The 16,466-nt window shown below is 72.2% G+C and carries 8 protein-coding genes and 2 pseudogenes; 5 read left to right on the forward strand and 5 right to left on the reverse strand.

Features of this window, described 5'->3' with window-relative positions; all coding sequences use genetic code 11:
- The first annotated feature begins 25 nt into the window (after positions 1–25).
- Positions 26–6,562 (forward strand): thioester reductase domain-containing protein, encoded by a 6,537-nt coding sequence (locus ABZV94_RS03065; RefSeq protein WP_356336568.1) that lies wholly within the window; start codon positions 26–28, stop codon positions 6,560–6,562.
- Positions 6,563–6,655: 93 nt separating this feature from the next.
- Positions 6,656–7,411 carry an alpha/beta fold hydrolase gene (locus ABZV94_RS03070; protein ID WP_356336569.1) on the forward strand — a complete coding sequence of 252 codons (756 nt, stop codon included), beginning with the start codon at positions 6,656–6,658 and terminating at the stop codon, positions 7,409–7,411.
- Between the two features lie 318 nt (positions 7,412–7,729).
- Here ABZV94_RS03070 and ABZV94_RS03075 read toward each other — a convergent pair whose 3' ends face one another.
- Together ABZV94_RS03075 and ABZV94_RS03080 are read right to left on the reverse strand one after the other, a co-directional pair.
- Positions 7,730–8,248 (reverse strand): hypothetical protein, encoded by a 519-nt coding sequence (locus ABZV94_RS03075; RefSeq protein WP_356336572.1) that lies wholly within the window; start codon positions 8,246–8,248, stop codon positions 7,730–7,732.
- A 188-nt stretch (positions 8,249–8,436) separates the two neighbouring features.
- Positions 8,437–8,776: pseudogene (locus ABZV94_RS03080) on the reverse strand (hypothetical protein); the annotation flags it as partial.
- Between the two features lie 11 nt (positions 8,777–8,787).
- Here ABZV94_RS03080 and ABZV94_RS03085 point away from each other — a divergent pair.
- Positions 8,788–9,270, forward strand: a pseudogene (locus tag ABZV94_RS03085) (transposase); the annotation flags it as partial.
- Between the two features lie 663 nt (positions 9,271–9,933).
- Here the strand turns inward: ABZV94_RS03085 and ABZV94_RS03090 are convergent.
- Positions 9,934–11,262, reverse strand: a complete 1,329-nt coding sequence (locus ABZV94_RS03090) for a TRAM domain-containing protein (protein ID WP_356336574.1) — start codon at positions 11,260–11,262, stop codon at positions 9,934–9,936.
- 190 nt (positions 11,263–11,452) lie between these two features.
- Entirely contained in the window at positions 11,453–13,501 is a 2,049-nt protein-coding gene (locus tag ABZV94_RS03095; protein ID WP_356336576.1) for an APC family permease, read from the reverse strand.
- Between the two features lie 374 nt (positions 13,502–13,875).
- Between ABZV94_RS03095 and ABZV94_RS03100 the strand changes: the two genes are divergently transcribed.
- Positions 13,876–14,547 (forward strand): TrkA family potassium uptake protein, encoded by a 672-nt coding sequence (locus ABZV94_RS03100; RefSeq protein WP_014675526.1) that lies wholly within the window; start codon positions 13,876–13,878, stop codon positions 14,545–14,547.
- Entirely contained in the window at positions 14,547–15,215 is a 669-nt protein-coding gene (locus ABZV94_RS03105) for a TrkA family potassium uptake protein (RefSeq protein ID WP_014675525.1), read from the forward strand. Before ABZV94_RS03100 ends, ABZV94_RS03105 begins: the two co-directional genes overlap by 1 nt.
- 496 nt (positions 15,216–15,711) lie before the next feature.
- On the opposite strand, the gene ABZV94_RS03110 is transcribed toward ABZV94_RS03105, so the two are convergent.
- Positions 15,712–16,464 (reverse strand): DUF3159 domain-containing protein, encoded by a 753-nt coding sequence (locus ABZV94_RS03110; protein ID WP_356336579.1) that lies wholly within the window; start codon positions 16,462–16,464, stop codon positions 15,712–15,714.
- Between the last annotated feature and the right edge of the window lie 2 nt (positions 16,465–16,466).

The following is a 16,466-nucleotide window of genomic DNA, read 5'->3' on the forward strand; positions in this document are numbered from 1 at the left end:
CCGGACCGAGGAGAAACGAACCAGCATGGCTACCGAGTCCAACGACCGGGCCCAGCAGACCCCCGCCGCCAAGGGACGGACCGACCAGCAGACCAACGAGGAGAAGCTGGTCGAGTACCTGAAGTGGGTGACCGCCGACCTGCACAAGGCCAAGCAGCGGATCACTGAGCTGGAAGGCGGCCGGCAGGAGCCCGTCGCCGTCATCGGCATGGCGTGCCGTTACCCGGGCGGGGTGACCTCGCCCGCAGAGCTGTGGAGGCTCGTCGCCGACGGGGTGGACGGCATCACGCCCTGGCCCACCGACCGCGGCTGGGACATCGAGGGCCTGTACGACCCGGAGCCCGGCAGAGCGGGCAAGTCCTACACCCGCGAGGGCGGCTTCCTGGACGGGGCGGCCGAGTTCGACGCGGCCTTCTTCGGCATCTCGCCGCGCGAGGCCCTGGGCATGGACCCGCAGCAGCGCGTCCTGCTGGAGACCGCGTGGGAGGCGCTGGAGAGCGCCGGCCTCGACCCGGCCGCCCTCAGGGGCAGCCGCACCGGCGTGTTCGCCGGCCTCGTGGAGCAGAGCTACCTCGACCGCGAAGGCCCCGAGGAGCTGGAGGGCTACCTCATGACGAGCAAGCTCTCCAGCGTGGCCTCCGGCCGGATCGCCTACACCTTCGGCCTGGAGGGCCCGGCCGTCTCCGTGGACACGGCGTGCTCCTCCTCCCTCGTGGCCCTGCACATGGCCGTGCAGTCGCTGCGCTCGGGCGAGTCCACGCTCGCCCTCGCGGGCGGTGTCACCGTCTCCGGTTCCCCGAGCGGCTTCGTGGACTTCTCCCGCCAGCGCGGCCTGTCCGCCGACGGCCGCTGCAAGTCCTTCTCCGACGACGCCGACGGCACCGGCTGGTCCGAGGGTGTCGGCATGCTCGTGGTCGAGAAACTCTCCGACGCGCGGAAGAACGGCCACCGGGTGCTGGCGGTGATCCGGGGTACGGCGGTGAACCAGGACGGCGCCAGCAACGGCCTGACCGCACCCAACGGCCCCTCCCAGGAACGCGTCATCCGACAGGCCCTGGCCAACGCCGGCCTGCGCCCGAGCGACGTGGACGCCGTGGAGGCGCACGGCACGGGCACCCGCCTCGGCGACCCCATCGAGGCCCACGCGCTGCTCGCCACCTACGGCCAGGAGCGGCCGGAGGGGCGCCCCCTCTACCTCGGCTCGCTCAAGTCGAACATCGGACACTCGGTCGCCGCCGCCGGCGTGGGCGGTGTGATCAAGATGATCCAGGCCATGCGGCACGGCATCCTCCCGCGAACGCTGCACGTGCGGAAGCCGTCCAGCCATGTCGACTGGGACGCGGGTGCGGTGGAGCTGCTGACCGAGGCGCGGGAGTGGCCGGCGGTCGAGGGCCGGCCGCGCCGCGCGGGCGTCTCCGCCTTCGGCGTGAGCGGCACCAACGCCCACGTCATCGTCGAGCAGGCCCCCGCCGAGGACGCCCCGGACGCGGACCCGGCCGGGTCCGCCCTCCCCGTGGTTCCCTGGGTGTTGTCGGGCAAGAGCGTGCAGGCGGTCCGCGACCAGGCGGCGCGGCTGGTGGCGCACCTGGAAGACCACCCCGAGCTGGCGGCCCAGGACGTCGCTCTCTCACTGGCGACGGAGCGGGCGGCGTTCGAGCACCGCGCCGTCGTGACCGGCGCCGACCGCGAGGAACTCATCGACGGCGCACGGCAGTTGGCAGAGGGCGGCGGTGTCCAGCCGTCCCAGGCCACCCGCCCGAGCGGGACAGCGTTCCTGTTCACCGGTCAGGGCGCGCAACGCCTCGGCATGGGCCGACAGCTCTACGCGGCCTTCCCCGCATACGCCACCGCATTCGACGAAGTCGTCGCAGCACTCGACCCCCACCTGCCCCGCCCCCTCAGCGACATCATCACCACCGGCAAAGACCTCGACCGCACCGAATACACCCAGCCCGCACTCTTCGCCGTCGAAGTCGCACTCTTCCGGCTCCTCCAGACCTGGGGCATCACCCCCGACTACGTCACCGGCCACTCCATCGGCGAACTCGCCGCCGCCCACGCCGCAGGCGTCCTCTCACTCGACGACGCCGCACGACTCGTCGCCGCACGAGGACGACTCATGCAGACCGCCCCGGAGGGCGGCGCCATGGCCGCCCTCCAGGCCGACGAGAACGAAGTCACCGCCACCCTCACCGACACACCCGGGACGATCGCGATCGCCGCGGTCAACTCACCACGGTCCACCGTCATCTCCGGCGACACCCAGGCCGTCGAACACCAGATGACCCACTGGCGCCGACAGGGCCGCAAAACCGTACGCCTGACCGTCTCCCACGCCTTCCACTCCCCCCACATGGACACCGTCCTCGACGAGTTCCGCCAAGTCGCCGCCACCCTCACCTACCACCCGCCCCGCATCCCCCTGATATCCACCCTCACCGGACGCCCCACCACCCCCGACGAACTCGCCAACCCCCACTACTGGGCCGACCAGATCCGCCACACCGTACGCTTCACCGACGCACTCACCACCCTGCGCGAAGCCGGAGCAGGCGTCTTCCTGGAAATCGGCCCCGACGCCGTCCTCACCGCCCTCACCCAGGACACCATCGAAGACGCCACCGCCATCCCCCTCCTGCGCCGCGACCACGACGAAAGCCGGAGCCTCGTCCAGGCCGTCGGAGCCCTGCACAGCCACGGCGTCCGAGTGGACTGGGCGGCCCTCTTCGCCGGCACCGGCGCCCGCCGCACCGAGTCGCCCCTGCCCACCTACGCCTTCCAGCACGAGCGCTACTGGATCAAGCCCGTCGCCGGTGCGGCGGATGCCGCCGGCCTCGGTGTCCGGCCGGGCGGGCACCCGCTCCTCGGCGCACAGGTGGAACACGCGGACGGCCGGGGCGCGCTGTTCACCGGCCGTGTCTCGGTGCGCAGCCACCCGTGGCTGACCCGCCACACCCTCCTCGGGAAGACCGCGCTGCCGCCGGAGGCGCTGGTGGACGCCCTCGTGCGCGCTGGTGACGAACTCGGCACGGGCGCCGTGGAGTCACTGGTCCTGGAGTTGCCACCGGTGCTGCCCGAGGACGGCCGGCTCCAGCTCCAGCTGTCCGTCGAGGAAGCGGACGCGCACCTGGCGCGGGCCTTCACCCTGCACGCCCGCCCCGACGGCGGCGACCTGCCGTGGACGGTGTACGCGCGGGGGCGGCTGGGCCACGGCAGCGCGAAGGCGCCGTTCGGCCCGGTCGCCTGGCCGCCACCCGAGGCCGCCGCGCTCGCCCTCGATGACACGGACACGGCCCACGGCGTCACCGCCGCCTGGCGGCTCGGCGACGAGGTGTTCGCCGAGGTCGCCCTCGACGAGGCGCTGCACGGCGAGGCCGCCGACTTCGGCCTGCATCCGGCGCTGCTGCGCTCGGCCCTGTACGTCGGGGGGCTCACGGGCCCGCACGCGGAACGGGACGAGGAGACGCTCGCCGTCGAGTGGAGCGGTTTCCAGCTGTACGCCACCGGGGCCACCGCCCTGCGCGCCCATCTCGTCCGGACGGGCGAGCACACGGTCGCCGTGCGTCTCGCCGACCGCTCCGGCCAGCCCGTGGCCTACGCCCAGGCCGTCACCCGCCGCACGGTGGACGCCGGCCGGGTGCGCGAAGCCGTGGCCCGGGACGCCGACGCGTTGTTCCACGTGCGCTGGCGGGTCACGCCGCCGCCCGCGTCGCTCACCGCGCCCGCCCTCGCCGTCGTCGGCGAGGACTTCGACCGCCTCACGGCCGCCCCCGCCGGTGAGGGAGCCGGCCGTCTCGGCCTGGACGAGGCGATCAGGCGGGCCGAACGCGGCCAAGCCGACGCGGTCGTGGTGTTCCGGCCCGGCGTCGACCCGCGGGGCGCGGACGTCGTGGCCGCCGTGCACGCGCACACCCACGCCACCCTCGGACTCGTCCAGCGGTGGCTGGCCGACGACCGGCCGGGCGCCGTGCCCCTGGTCGTGGTGACCCGAGGCGGTGTGGCGACCGGCGACGAGACGTCCCTCGGCCCGGCCGGCTCGGCCGACTGGGGTCTGCTGCGCTCGGCGCAGTCGGAGTCCCCGAACCGGATCGTCCTCGTGGACGCCGACACGGACGACCCCGACGCCCTCGCGGGCCCCCTGTCCGCGGTGGTCGCCTCCGGAGCCGCCCAGGCCGCGATCCGCGACGGCCGCGTCCTGCTGCCGAGCGTGGTCCGCGCCCCCCGCGCCGGAACGGACGGCGCCCCTCCCTGGAACCCCGAGGGCACGGTCCTGATCACCGGTGGCACCGGCAGCCTGGGCGCCCTGTTCGCCCGCCATCTGGCGCGCGAGCACGGGGTGCGGCATCTGCTGCTGGTCAGTCGCCGGGGCCCTGCCGCGCCGGGTGCCGAGGAACTGCGGGCCGAACTGGCCGCGCTGGGTGCCACGGCGACCGTCGTCGCCGCGGACATCGCCGACCGCGCCGCGCTGGCCGCCGTCCTGGACGCCGTGCCCGCCGAGCACCCGCTGACCGGCGTCCTGCACCTGGCCGGTGTCATCGACGACGGACTGGTCACCGACCTCACCCCGGAGCGCCTCGACACCGTGTTCGCGCCGAAGGCCGACGCGGCCTGGCACCTGCACGAACTGACCGAGGAGCTGGACCTGTCCGCCTTCGTCCTGTTCTCCTCCATCGCGGGGGTCATCGGCGGCGCCGGCCAGGGCAACTACGCGGCGGCCAACGCCTTCCTGGACGGACTCGCCGCCCTGCGCGCCGCCCGGGGCCTGCCCGCCACCTCGGTGGCCTGGGGGCTGTGGGGCCAGGCCACCGGCATCACCGGCGACCTCGACGAGGCCGACATCGCCCGCATCACCCGCGCCGGGTTCGGAGTCATCTCGCCGGAGCAGGGCCCCCGGCTGCTGGACGCCGCCCTCGCCCTGCCCCTGTCCGCCCCTGTCGTCACGCCGCTGGACCTCGCCGCGATGCGGGAGCGCCCCGCGCAGGTGCCGCCGCTGCTCGCCTCCCTGGTGCGCAGGCCGGTGCGGCGCGCCGCCAACAACTCCGAGCGCACGGCGGGCGACCTGGCGCGGCGCCTGGCCGCGGCCGGTGAACGCGAACAGCTCGCCCTCGTCCTGGACGTGGTGCTCGCCGCCACGGCGGCGGTCCTCGGCCACGGCGACCCGTCGTCCATCGACGTGGAACAGGCCTTCACCGGGCTCGGGTTCGACTCGCTCACCGCGGTGGAACTGCGCAACCACCTCGCCACGGAGCTGGACCTGCGCCTGCCCGGCACCCTGGTCTTCGACCACCCCAACCCGCGCGCCCTGGCGGATTTCCTGCGGACCGCCCTGGTGGGCGGCGCGGGCGACGGCACGGGCGCGGCCGGCCGGCAGGTGGAGGACTACGCGGCGGAGATCCGCCTGGACGAGGCGATCCGGCCCGCCGCCGAGGTCGTCCACCAGGTGGACGACCCGGCGCACGTGTTCCTGACCGGTGCCACCGGCTTCCTCGGCGCGTTCCTGCTGCGCGACCTGTCGCGCTCCACCCGGGGGACCCTGCACTGCCTCGTCCGCGCGCGCGACGCGGCCGACGGCCTGCGGCGGCTGCGGGAGAACCTGCGGTACTACCGCGTCTGGGACGAGGTGGACCCCGCCCGGATCAAGGTGGTCGTCGGTGACCTCGCCGAGCCCAGGTTCGGCCTGAGCGAGGAGGAGTTCGACGACCTGGCCCGCACCGTCGACGTCGTCTACCACGGCGGCGCCCAGGTGCACTGGCTGCACCCGTTCGGCACCCTGAAGGCGGCGAACGTAGGCGGTACGCAGGAGGTGCTGCGGCTGGCGGCACGGCACCGCACCGTACCGGTGCACCACCTGTCCACCATCGGGGTCTTCGCGGGCGAGGGCCCGGGGGGCCGGCCGCTGGGGGTGGACGACCCCACCGGGCCCGCCGAGGCGCTGCCCAGCGGCTACCTGCGCAGCAAGTGGGTCGCCGAGCAGGTCATCGGCATCGCCCGCGACCGGGGTCTGCCGGTGTCCGTCTACCGCGTGGACGTCGTCTCGGGCGACACGGTCCACGGCGCCTGCCAGACGCGTGACTTCGTCTGGCTGAGCCTGCGCGGACTGATCCAGGCCGGAGCCGTCCCGGCCGGCCTGGACGCCACCGTCCCGCTCACGCCCGTGGACTACGTCAGCTCCGCGGTGGTCGCCCTGTCACTGTCGGGCCGGACCGGTCCGGGCACCTTCCACCTCTACAACCAGAGCCACATGACCTTCGCCGAGTTCGTCACCGAGCTGCGGGCCCGGGGTCACGTCCTTCAGGAGCTGGACTGGGACTCCTGGAGTGCCCTCGTGAGGTCGGACTCCGACAATGTGATGCTTCCGCTGCTGGAGGCGTTCGAGATGCTGGCGAAGGGCGACGGGACCTTCTACCCGCCGGTCGACACGAGCCTGGCCGAACAGGCGCTGAAGGACACCGGGATCGAGTGCCCGGAGATGACGGTCGACCTGTTCCGGCGGTACGTCACCTTCTTCACGGAGGCCGGCTTCTTCCCGCCGGCCCAGGCGGACGCGCCCCTCTCGGCCTGAACCCTGGCCATCCTCCCAGCCGTTCACGACGACAAGCGGCTGCCGCGCCTCGCCCGCCCGGCGAGGCGCGGCAGCCGCTGGATTGGAACCGACATGTCCACAGTGGAGAGCCGCTGGTTCAGGCGGTTCGCGAGCTCCAAGGACAGCGAACTGCAGCTCGTCTGCTTCCCGCACGCGGGCGGCGCGGCCAGCGCCTACCTGGGCCTGACCCGGGCCCTGGCCCCCGACATCGACGTGGTGGCCGTCCAGTACCCGGGGCGCCAGGACCGCCGGCTGGAGCCCGCGCTGACCTCCCTCACCCATCTGGCGCGTGCCGTCGCCGAGGAACTGGCCCGGGCCCCGCGACGCCCGTACGCGTTCTTCGGCCACAGCATGGGCGCGGTCGTCGCCTACGAAACGGCCCGCGCCCTCACCGAGTTCGACCTGGCCACCCCGCTGCGTCTGATCCTCTCCGGGCGGGGCGCGCCGAGCACGCGGCCCCGGGCCGGCGACCGCCTGGAGGGCGACGCGGCCCTGATCGCCGAGATCCGCCGCCTGGGCGGCACGGGCAGCAGGGTCCTGGACGACCCGGAACTCCTGGAGATGGTGATGCCCACCCTCCGCGCCGACTACAGGGCCCTCGGACGCTACCGCTGGCTGCCGGGACCGCCCCTCGACATCCCCCTGACCGTCATGGTCGGCACCGCCGACCCGGTCGTCACGGTCGACGACGCCCGCGGCTGGCTCGCCCACTCCACCCGGCCGGGTGACCTCCTCACCTTCGACGGCGGCCACTTCTACCTCGACACCCAGCTGCCGGCGGTGGCACGAACGGTGCGCACGCTCCTCACCCACCCCACACCGGTGTGACCGAAGCGGCTCCCGCCGGCGCTCGGAACCGGCACACGTAGGCCCTGTTCTCCAGCAGGCGGAACCGGGCGCCTCCAGCGGCACCCGGTCCTGGCGGAAGACGGCCTTCCTGATCTTCCCCGTGGCCTCCGGGACGGAGGACCCGAGCCGGTCGCCACCGACGCAGATCCCGACCCGGTCTTCGCCGAGGAACGCTTCTCCGCACCGCCCGGTACGGGGAGCCGGACCGGGGGGAAGTCGTGGACGAGCGCGAGGTCGACGGCCCCTGCGGACAGAGAAGGGCCGCCTGATCACGCTCGTTTCCGCGTTCGTCAGCGGCTACGCGGGGTTCAGCACGGGCGTCGCGGGAAGCCCGCCGTTCTTCTCGCAGCGCAGTTCCTCGGCCATGGCCAGCGAGAAGGAATGGGCCACGGTCGCGTAGGCGTCCTTCAACGTCTCCACGTCGCCCTCGGGTGGCTTCGGCATGCCCCCGCGCTCCACGCCGATGATGATGTGGGCCACTCCCGGCGAGCCGGACAGCCTGTCGCTCCGGCACGCGAAGAAGACGTACGCCTTGTCCGCCGCAGCCACGGCCCGCTCCCCCATCTTCAGCTCGGTGAACTGCGGGGCCGAAGGGCCCGTCGGGGCGTTGTCGGCCAGATCCCAGGTGATCCTGAGCTCGAAGTCCGGCGTACCGATGGGCGTGTAGACACGACAGGCGTCCTTGGGCACGGTGGAGCCCGGGAACGTTCCGGCAAGGCTCGCCGCGGCCTTCGCCACGGTGTACTTCTCCGCCGACGCCTCGAACCGCGACGACCCCGTGATCACCTTCAGTGCCTTGGACGCGCCGGCGGACATGGCATCGCCCCCGCAGAGCTGTTTCCCCGCGACGCCCCTGTAGTCCTTCGGAGTTTTCGGAGTTCCGTCCACGTCTCCGCCCCCTCCACAACCCGTGGCCCCGAGAAACAACGAGCCGGCCACGGCCGCCGGGAGAAGCCCCCCGCGTACCGATCTACGACTGATCACTGTCCGCATCCTCACGTGTCCTCGGCCATGCCCTCACCAGCGGAGTAGATCCTGGTCTTCTCCTCCCCGGTGCGGTCCTCCATCTTCTCCTTGTGCTCATCCACCGAGTTGTCGGAGACGTCGCCAATCATCTGGCCGATGAGTTGTTCGGCGGCACCACTGGCGGTATCGGTCACCAGCGGAATGAGCACCGCGGCCCCGCAATGGCCCCGAACTCGACCCAGCCCGACCGCTTGGTGCCGCCTTCTCGTAGTCCTCGTGGGTCTTGAGGTTCGTCGCCCTCACCTGGTCGGCCCGGGACTGGTCGAGCATGCCCTGCACCTCGGCACCCACGCGCACGGTCGCCCTGGCAGTGCCCTCGTGAGTCTCCCGCCGCCACCAGGGGATTCGACGCGGGCAAGAAGGTCAAGGGCCGCAAGCGGTTCATCGTCACCGACACCCCTCGGCCTGCTGCTGGCCGTGCACGTCGTCGCGGTCAGTGTCCAGGACCGCGGCGGCACCCGCCGACCGCTGCTGTGGACCCGCCTCGACTGTCAAGAAGATCTGGGGGGACCAGGGCTTCGCCGGCCGCCTGGTCGACTGGACCACCACCGTGCTCGGCCGCGAGTTGGAGATCGTTCGCAAGGACCCCGACCAACGGGGGCTTCCAAGTCCAGTCGAAGCGGTGGGCGGTGGAACGTACCTTCTCGTGGCTTACCGCCCACCGCAGCCTGGCCCGCGAGTACGAGACCAGTCCCGCCCGCTCCGAGACGATGGTTCGCTGGGCGATGATCGGCATCATGGTCCGCCGCCTGACCCGGGTGGGGCCGGCTACCCGGGCGGGTCGGCACCCGTTGACCCGAACTTCGGCCTGATGGCGCGGCGTGGTCAGCAACATCAGTCCGGCCCGTGTTCGTCCCCGAGGAGCAACGTCACCATCGCTTCGAGATGCTCGTCGCCGACCTGCGGAACAGTAGCGCCACACATAGTGGGCCAGGTCGGAGTACCCCAGCCAGTGTCCATCCGTGAGCTGGTGATCACTCGGTTGCGTACGCGCCGAAGGCCCCCGGCAGTTGCGCGGCTGGGCCTCCCGAGTGCCGGCCGTTGTGGTCCACGACCTCGCCAACCCGTTCTTCACCGCGCTGGCGCGTCGTGGGTGTGGCCCCGCTGCCACCGCAGAGCCTCCCGCAGCGGCACCGCCTCGCAGGACGGTTCCATCCCCCCACGCGGTGAGCGGCGCCGGCATCGTGCCACTCGTGCTCGGGTCAAGGCGATGGGCGGCGGGGTGGCCCGCCGGCTCCCTGCACACCCCCGCAAGGAGCCCTGCCAAGCCGTCAGAATGAGCGTCGGCCGAGCGTCACGACCACTTGCCACCTCGGAGAGCCTGGACCGGACGGGGCGCGTCCAGCGCTCGGCGCGACTCGCGGAACGCCAGGTCAGTGCCCTGCACGGCGCATCTGCCGTGGTTCACCTGGTGCACTTCGGGAAACAGGTCGAGCGCACCCGGCCGTTCCGGAGCAACCCGGGGATACCGCAGGTCACAGCCCCTTCGCAGCGGGCTCCAGAATCGCCACGCACTCCACGTGATGCGTCATCGGAAACAGATCGAACGCCCGAAGCGTCCGCACCCGGTAGCCGCCCTCCCGGAAGTACCCCAGGTCCCGGGCCAGCGCAGCGGGGTCGCAGGCGACGTAGGCGATGCGGCGGGCGCCGAGGGACGCGAGGTGGGCGACCGTGTCGCGGCCGGCGCCGGCGCGGGGCGGGTCGAGGACGATCAGGTCGACCTCGGTGATGCCGGTGCGCGGCAGGACCGACTCGACCTTGCCCTGCTCGACGCGGACCCGCGGGAAGTCGGCCAGGTTGTGCCGCGCGTCCTCCACCGCCCGCTTGCCTGACTCGATGCCGAGGACGGCGCCCTTCTCACCGAGCCGGTCGGCGAGCGCGCCCGCGAAGAGGCCGACGCCGCAGTACAGGTCCAGGGCCGTCTCGCCCTTGCGGGGCAGCAGGCCCTGCATGACGGCGGTGACGAGCGTGTCCGCCGCCTTCGGGTGCACCTGCCAGAAACCGCCGTTGCCCACCCGGTGCGTACGGCCGTCCGCGCGTTCGCGGACGAAGGGGCGGCCGTGGACGCGGTGCACCCCACCGGACTTCTCGTCCACCCGCAGGACCGACACCGGCCGGTCCAGTTCGACCAGCGGGAGGCGGGCGCCCGGGCGCGGGGTGAGGATCACCTGGCGGTCCTGGGAGCCGGTCGCCGCGATCGCCTCGACCGATTCCATGCCGGTCCAGTCCCGCTTCTCGATGCCCAGCTCACTGACGCCCGCCGCCGCGATCATGCAGTGGTCGATGCGCTCGACCTCGTGCGAGCGGTGCCGGCGCAGACCGGCGTGGCCCTCGGCGTCGACGGCGTACTGGACGCGGGTGCGCCACTGCGGGACCTGGCCGGCGGGCAGCTTGTCGCCCTCGGCGGGGACCACGGTGCCGTCCCAGCCCGCCTCCTCGGGGGTGAGGCCGGCGAGCCGCTGGAGCTGTTCGGCGATCACGTCGGCCTTCAGCCGCCGCTGGGCGCCCGGCTTGGCGTGCTGCCAGTCGCAGCCCCCGCAGCGGCCGGGGCCGGCGAACGGGCAGGGGGCCTCGATGCGGTCCTTGGACGCCTCCAGGACGCGCACGGCGTCCGCGCGCAGGAAGCGGGCGCCTTCCTCGCCCTCGGTCACCTTGGCCACCACCCGCTCGCCGGGCAGCGCGTGCCGGACGAACAGCACCTGTCCCTCGGACGTGCGGGCGATGCAGTGGCCGCCGTGGGCGACGGGGCCGATCTCGACCTCGTACTCCTCCCCCACCAGCGACTTCTTCGGTTCTGCGGGCATGGTGGGGTGACTCCAGATCGACAGCGGGTGCGGCCCGCACACCGGCGGGCCCGACAACAGCCCACCAGTCTACGGCCTTCCCGCCTGCCCTCGGACCTCGCCCGAGGGCCCCACGGGCGCTACTCCTTCAGCTACTCCGTCAGCCCACGTCAGTCCTCGCGGCGAGGCGTCATCCGCCCCGCCCCTAACCTCACTCCTTGCCCGACGGCTCCTTCGGTCGTTCCACCGCCGGACCGCGCCGGACGGCGCCCGGTGCGTTCCACTCCTGCCGCTTGCGGGCGCGGGCGCGGGCGGCCTCGGAGGACTGCAGCTGGTAGGGGACGGAGGTGACCATCACGCCGGGCGTGAACAGCAGGCGGCCCTTGAGGCGCAGCGCGCTCTGGTTGTGCAGCAGGTGCTCGTACCAGTGGCCGACCACGTACTCGGGGATGATCACGGAGACCGCGTCGCGCGGGGACTCCTTGCGCAGGCTCTTGACGTACTCGATGATCGGCCGCGTGATCTCGCGGTACGGCGAGTCCAGGACCTTGAGCGGTACGTCGATCCCGCGCCGCTCCCACTCCTCGCGCAGCGCCTTCGTCTCGGCCGGGTCGACGTTGACGGTCAGCGCCTCCAGGGTGTCCGAGCGCATCAGCTTGGCGTAGGCCAGGGCGCGCAGGGTGGGGCGGTGGATCTTGGAGATGAGCACGACCGAGTGGACGCGGGACGGGCGGACCATGTCGTCGCTCGGGCCCTCGGGCGCGGCGATCTCCTCGGCGACCCGGTCGTAGTGCTTCCGGATGGCGGTCATCGTCGCGTAGAAGATGCACATGCCGAGCAGGGCCACCCAGGCGCCGTGCGTGAACTTGGTGACCAGGACGACGACGAGCACCAGGCCGGTGAAGAAGGCGCCGAACGCGTTGATCGCGCGGGAGCGGATCATGTGGCTGCGCTTGGCCGGGTCCCTCTCCACCGCGAGGTGGCGGTTCCAGTGCCGGACCATGCCGGTCTGGCTGAGCGTGAAGGACACGAACACGCCGACGATGTACAGCTGGATCAGGCGGGTGGAGTCGGCGCCGTAGATGAACACCAGCAGCATCGCCGCGCCGGCGAGCAGCACGATGCCGTTGGAGAAGGCGAGCCGGTCGCCGCGGGTGTGCAGCTGGCGCGGCAGGTAGCGGTCCTGGGCGAGGATCGAGCCGAGCAGCGGGAAGCCGTTGTACGCCGTGTTGGCGGCCAGGAACAGGACGAGCGCGGTGGCGGCGGCGAGCAGCACGAACAGGAAGCTGCCCTTGCCGAAGACCGCCTCGGCGACCTGGGAGATCACCGGGTTCTGGACGTAGCCGGAGCCGAGCGGGACGCCGTTGTGCAGCAGGTCGGTGGCCGGCCTCTCGGCCATGCGGACCTTGGTGGTCATGGCGAGCACGATGATGCCGCAGAACATGGTGACAGCGAGCAGGCCCATCATGGCGAGCGTGGTGGCCGCGTTCTTCGACTTGGGCTTGCGGAAGGCGGGCACGCCGTTGGAGATGGCCTCGACGCCGGTGAGGGCGGCACAGCCGGAGGAGAAGGCGCGCAGCAGCAGGAAGACGAGCGCGAAGCCCGCCAGCCCCTGGTGCTCGGCCTTGATGTGGTAGGCCGCCGTCGGCGCCCGCATGGTGTCCCCGAGGACCAGGCCGCGGAAGGCGCCCCACGCGATCATGATGAAGACGCCGCCGACGAACACGTACGTCGGGATCGCGAAGAGCTTGCCGGACTCCTTCACGCCCCGCAGGTTCATCAGTGTCAGCAGCACGATGACGGCGGCGGCGCAGAACACCTTGTGCTCGACCACGAAGGGGATCGCGGAGCCGAGGTTCTCGATGCCGGAGGAGATGGAGACGGCGACGGTGAGGACGTAGTCCACGAGCAGCGCGCTGGCCACGGTGAGGCCGGCCTTGGGGCCGAGGTTGGTGGTCGCGACCTCGTAGTCGCCGCCGCCGCTCGGGTAGGCGTGCACGTTCTGCCGGTAGGAGGCGACCACGGTGAACATCAGCACGACGACCGCGACGGCGATCCAGGGGCTGAAGTGGTACGCCGACACGCCCGCGATGGACAGGACCAGCAGGACCTCCCCCGGCGCGTAGGCGACGGAGGACAGCGGGTCGGAAGCGAAGACGGGGAGTGCGATGCGCTTCGGCAGGAGCGTTTCGCCCAGCCGGTCACTGCGCAGTGCGCGCCCGATCAGGATCCGTTTGGGCACGTCGGTCAGTTTGGACACGAGAGAGGATCGTAAGCCTTCGAACAGGCACCCGCCCACCCGGCGTGCTGGATCTGCCTCACGAGTGAAATCGGGGGCGCACGGAACTACGGAATCCGTGCTTCGTGTGCCCGCCGTGCCTAGATGGCAAACCCCGTCTGTCATCGCACTTCGGAGGTTCCATGCCCGCGACCGCGGAGCTGATCGGGGCGCTGCTCGCCCTCGGCGGCCTCGGAATCCTGACCCTGTGCAGCGTGCGCAGCATCACTCGCCGACGGCTCCCGCCACCGCCCGCGGCACAGGGGTGCCCCCCGCGTGGCGCCCGTGTGTAGCTTTGGGCGTCGGTCTGAGACCCTGATGCTGAGCAGTAGCTTTTGGACACCGGAAGGACGGTCGTGCACATCGTCATCATGGGCTGCGGAAGAGTGGGTTCCGCTCTTGCCCAGACCCTGGAGCAACAGGGACACACGGTCGCCGTGATCGACCAGGACCCCACCGCCTTCCGTCGGCTGGGCCCGGGATTCGGGGGCCGCCGGGTCACCGGCGTCGGCTTCGACCAGGACACCCTGCGCGAGGCGGGCATCGAGGAGGCCGGCGCCTTCGCCGCCGTCTCCAGCGGCGACAACTCCAACATCATCTCCGCGCGCGTGGCCCGCGAGATGTTCGGCGTGGAGAACGTGGCCGCCCGCATCTACGACCCCCGCCGCGCCGAGGTCTACCAGCGCCTGGGCATCCCCACCGTGGCCACGGTGCGCTGGACCGCCGACCAGATGCTGCGCCGGCTGCTGCCCTCCGGGGCCGAGCCGCTGTGGCGCGATCCCACCGGCGGGGTGCAGCTGGCCGAGGTGCACGCCTCCCCGAAGTGGGTCGGCCACAAGATCAGCAAGTTGCAGGAGGAGACGGGTGTCCGGGTGGCGTTTCTGACCCGCCTGGGCGAGGCGATCCTGCCCACCTCGCAGACGGTGCTGCAGGAGGGCGACCTCGTGCACGTGATGATGCGGACGGACGACGTGGACAAGGTCGAGGCGGCGTTCGCCGGTGGCCCGGAAGAGGAGGGCGGTCACTGATGAGGGTCGCCATTGCCGGGGCCGGGGCCGTCGGCCGCTCGATCGCGGGCGAGCTGCTGGAGAACGGCCACGAGGTCCTGCTGATCGACAAGGCGCCGACCGCCATCTCGGTCGAGCGCGTCCCGCAGGCGGAGTGGCTGCTCGCCGACGCCTGCGAGATCACCTCCCTGGACGAGGCGGCGCTGCAGCGCTGCAACGTCGTGATCGCCGCGACCGGCGACGACAAGGTGAACCTGGTCGTCTCGCTGCTCGCCAAGACGGAGTACGGCGTTCCGCGCGTTGTGGCCCGGGTGAACAACCCCAAGAACGAGTGGCTGTTCAACGAGGCCTGGGGCGTCGACGTCGCCGTCTCCACCCCGCGCCTGATGTCCGCCCTGGTCGAGGAGGCGGTGAGCGTCGGCGACCTGGTCCGCCTGCTCCGCTTCAGCCACGGCGACGCGAACCTCGTCGAGCTGACCCTGCCCGAGGAGTCGGCCCTGGCCGGCACCCAGGTCGGGGACGTGCAGTGGCCGGAGGACACCTCCCTGGTCACGATCATCCGCGGCACCCGCGTGCTGACCCCCTCCAAGGAGGACTCCCTGGAGCCGGGCGACGAACTCCTCTTCGTGGCCGCGCAGGCCCGGGAGGAGCAGCTGGAGGACCTGCTGTCGGTGCGCCGGGAGGACTGACCCCACGAACGAAGGGCGCCCTTGTCCCCGAGGGCGCCCTTCGTCGTCCCTGAACGTCCCTGCGTCTGACCTCCGGGGTTCGCCGGCCCACTTGGCGGAGCCCGCCCAGCCTCCTGGCGGAGCTTGCCTGCCCCTTCCCGGCGGAGCCGGCCCAGCCTCCCGGGGAGCCCGTCTGGCCCGGCGGGGTGCCGGCCCAGCCTCCCGGCGGAGAATGCCCGTGGATTGCCTGACTCTCCTGGGGGCCCGTCTGGCCCACCCGCGGTGCCGGCCCAGCCTCCCGGCGGCCCCGGCTCCAGCAGTCCGGGCGAAGCGTGTCTGACTCTCTCAGCGATCCCGGACCAGCCTGCCGGGCGGCGCCCAGCCTCTCGGGGAGTTCGCCTGGCCCTCCCAGCGATGCCGGCGTACCCTCCGCGGCCCCGGCTCAGCGCGGCCTGCCTGCCCCTCGGGGGAGCCGCTCAGCCTCCCCAGTACCGGCTCACCCTCCCCTGGTACCGGCTCAGCCCTCCCGGCGGTGCCGGCCGCCGGCCGCCTCCGCAGCGGCCTTCCGCTCCTCCGCCGCCTTCTCCTCCGCCTCCATCTCCGCGAACACGTCGATGGGCGCGGGCGCCTTCGCCAGGAAGACCCAGGTCAGCCACACCGCCAGCAGGAACGGCGGGATCTTCAGGATGACGAGGACCCAGCCGAGCTGGGTGGTGTCGGCCCACCAGTACAGCGGGAAGAGGATCGCGCACTTGGCGAGCAGGATCAGGCCCCAGGCCCAACTGGCCTTGGCGTACGCCTTCTTCCGGCCGGGGTTGCGGGTGCGCCAGGAGAGGTTCTCCTTGAAGACCGGGCCGAGGATGAGGCCGATCAGGGGCACACCGGCCAGCGTCGTGATGATGTAGGCCAGCGCCAGGCCCAGCGTGTAGAGCATGCCGGGGAGGTAGAAGTCCTTGGCGTTGCCGGTGAACATGGCGAACACGACACCGAAGACCACGCCGAAGACACCGCTGAAGGCGTGCTTGACGGTGTCCTTCATCGCCAGCCGGACGACGACCAGGATCAGCGACAGGGCCAGCGCGGCGATCGCCGCCATGTGCAGGTTCTTGTTGACCGTGAAGATCGCGACGAAGAGGAGGCCCGGCAGGACCGTCTCGACCATGCCGCGGACCCCGCCGAAGGCCTCGAACAGCGCCGCCTCGGTCACCGCGCGGGCGTCGTCGGGCCGAGTCTGGTCGGTGTCTTGGGTCGGCTTGTCGAGGGACGTCACCG

The sequence above is a fragment of the Streptomyces sp. NPDC004658 genome (assembly GCF_040609555.1).
GTDB lineage: Bacteria > Actinomycetota > Actinomycetes > Streptomycetales > Streptomycetaceae > Streptomyces.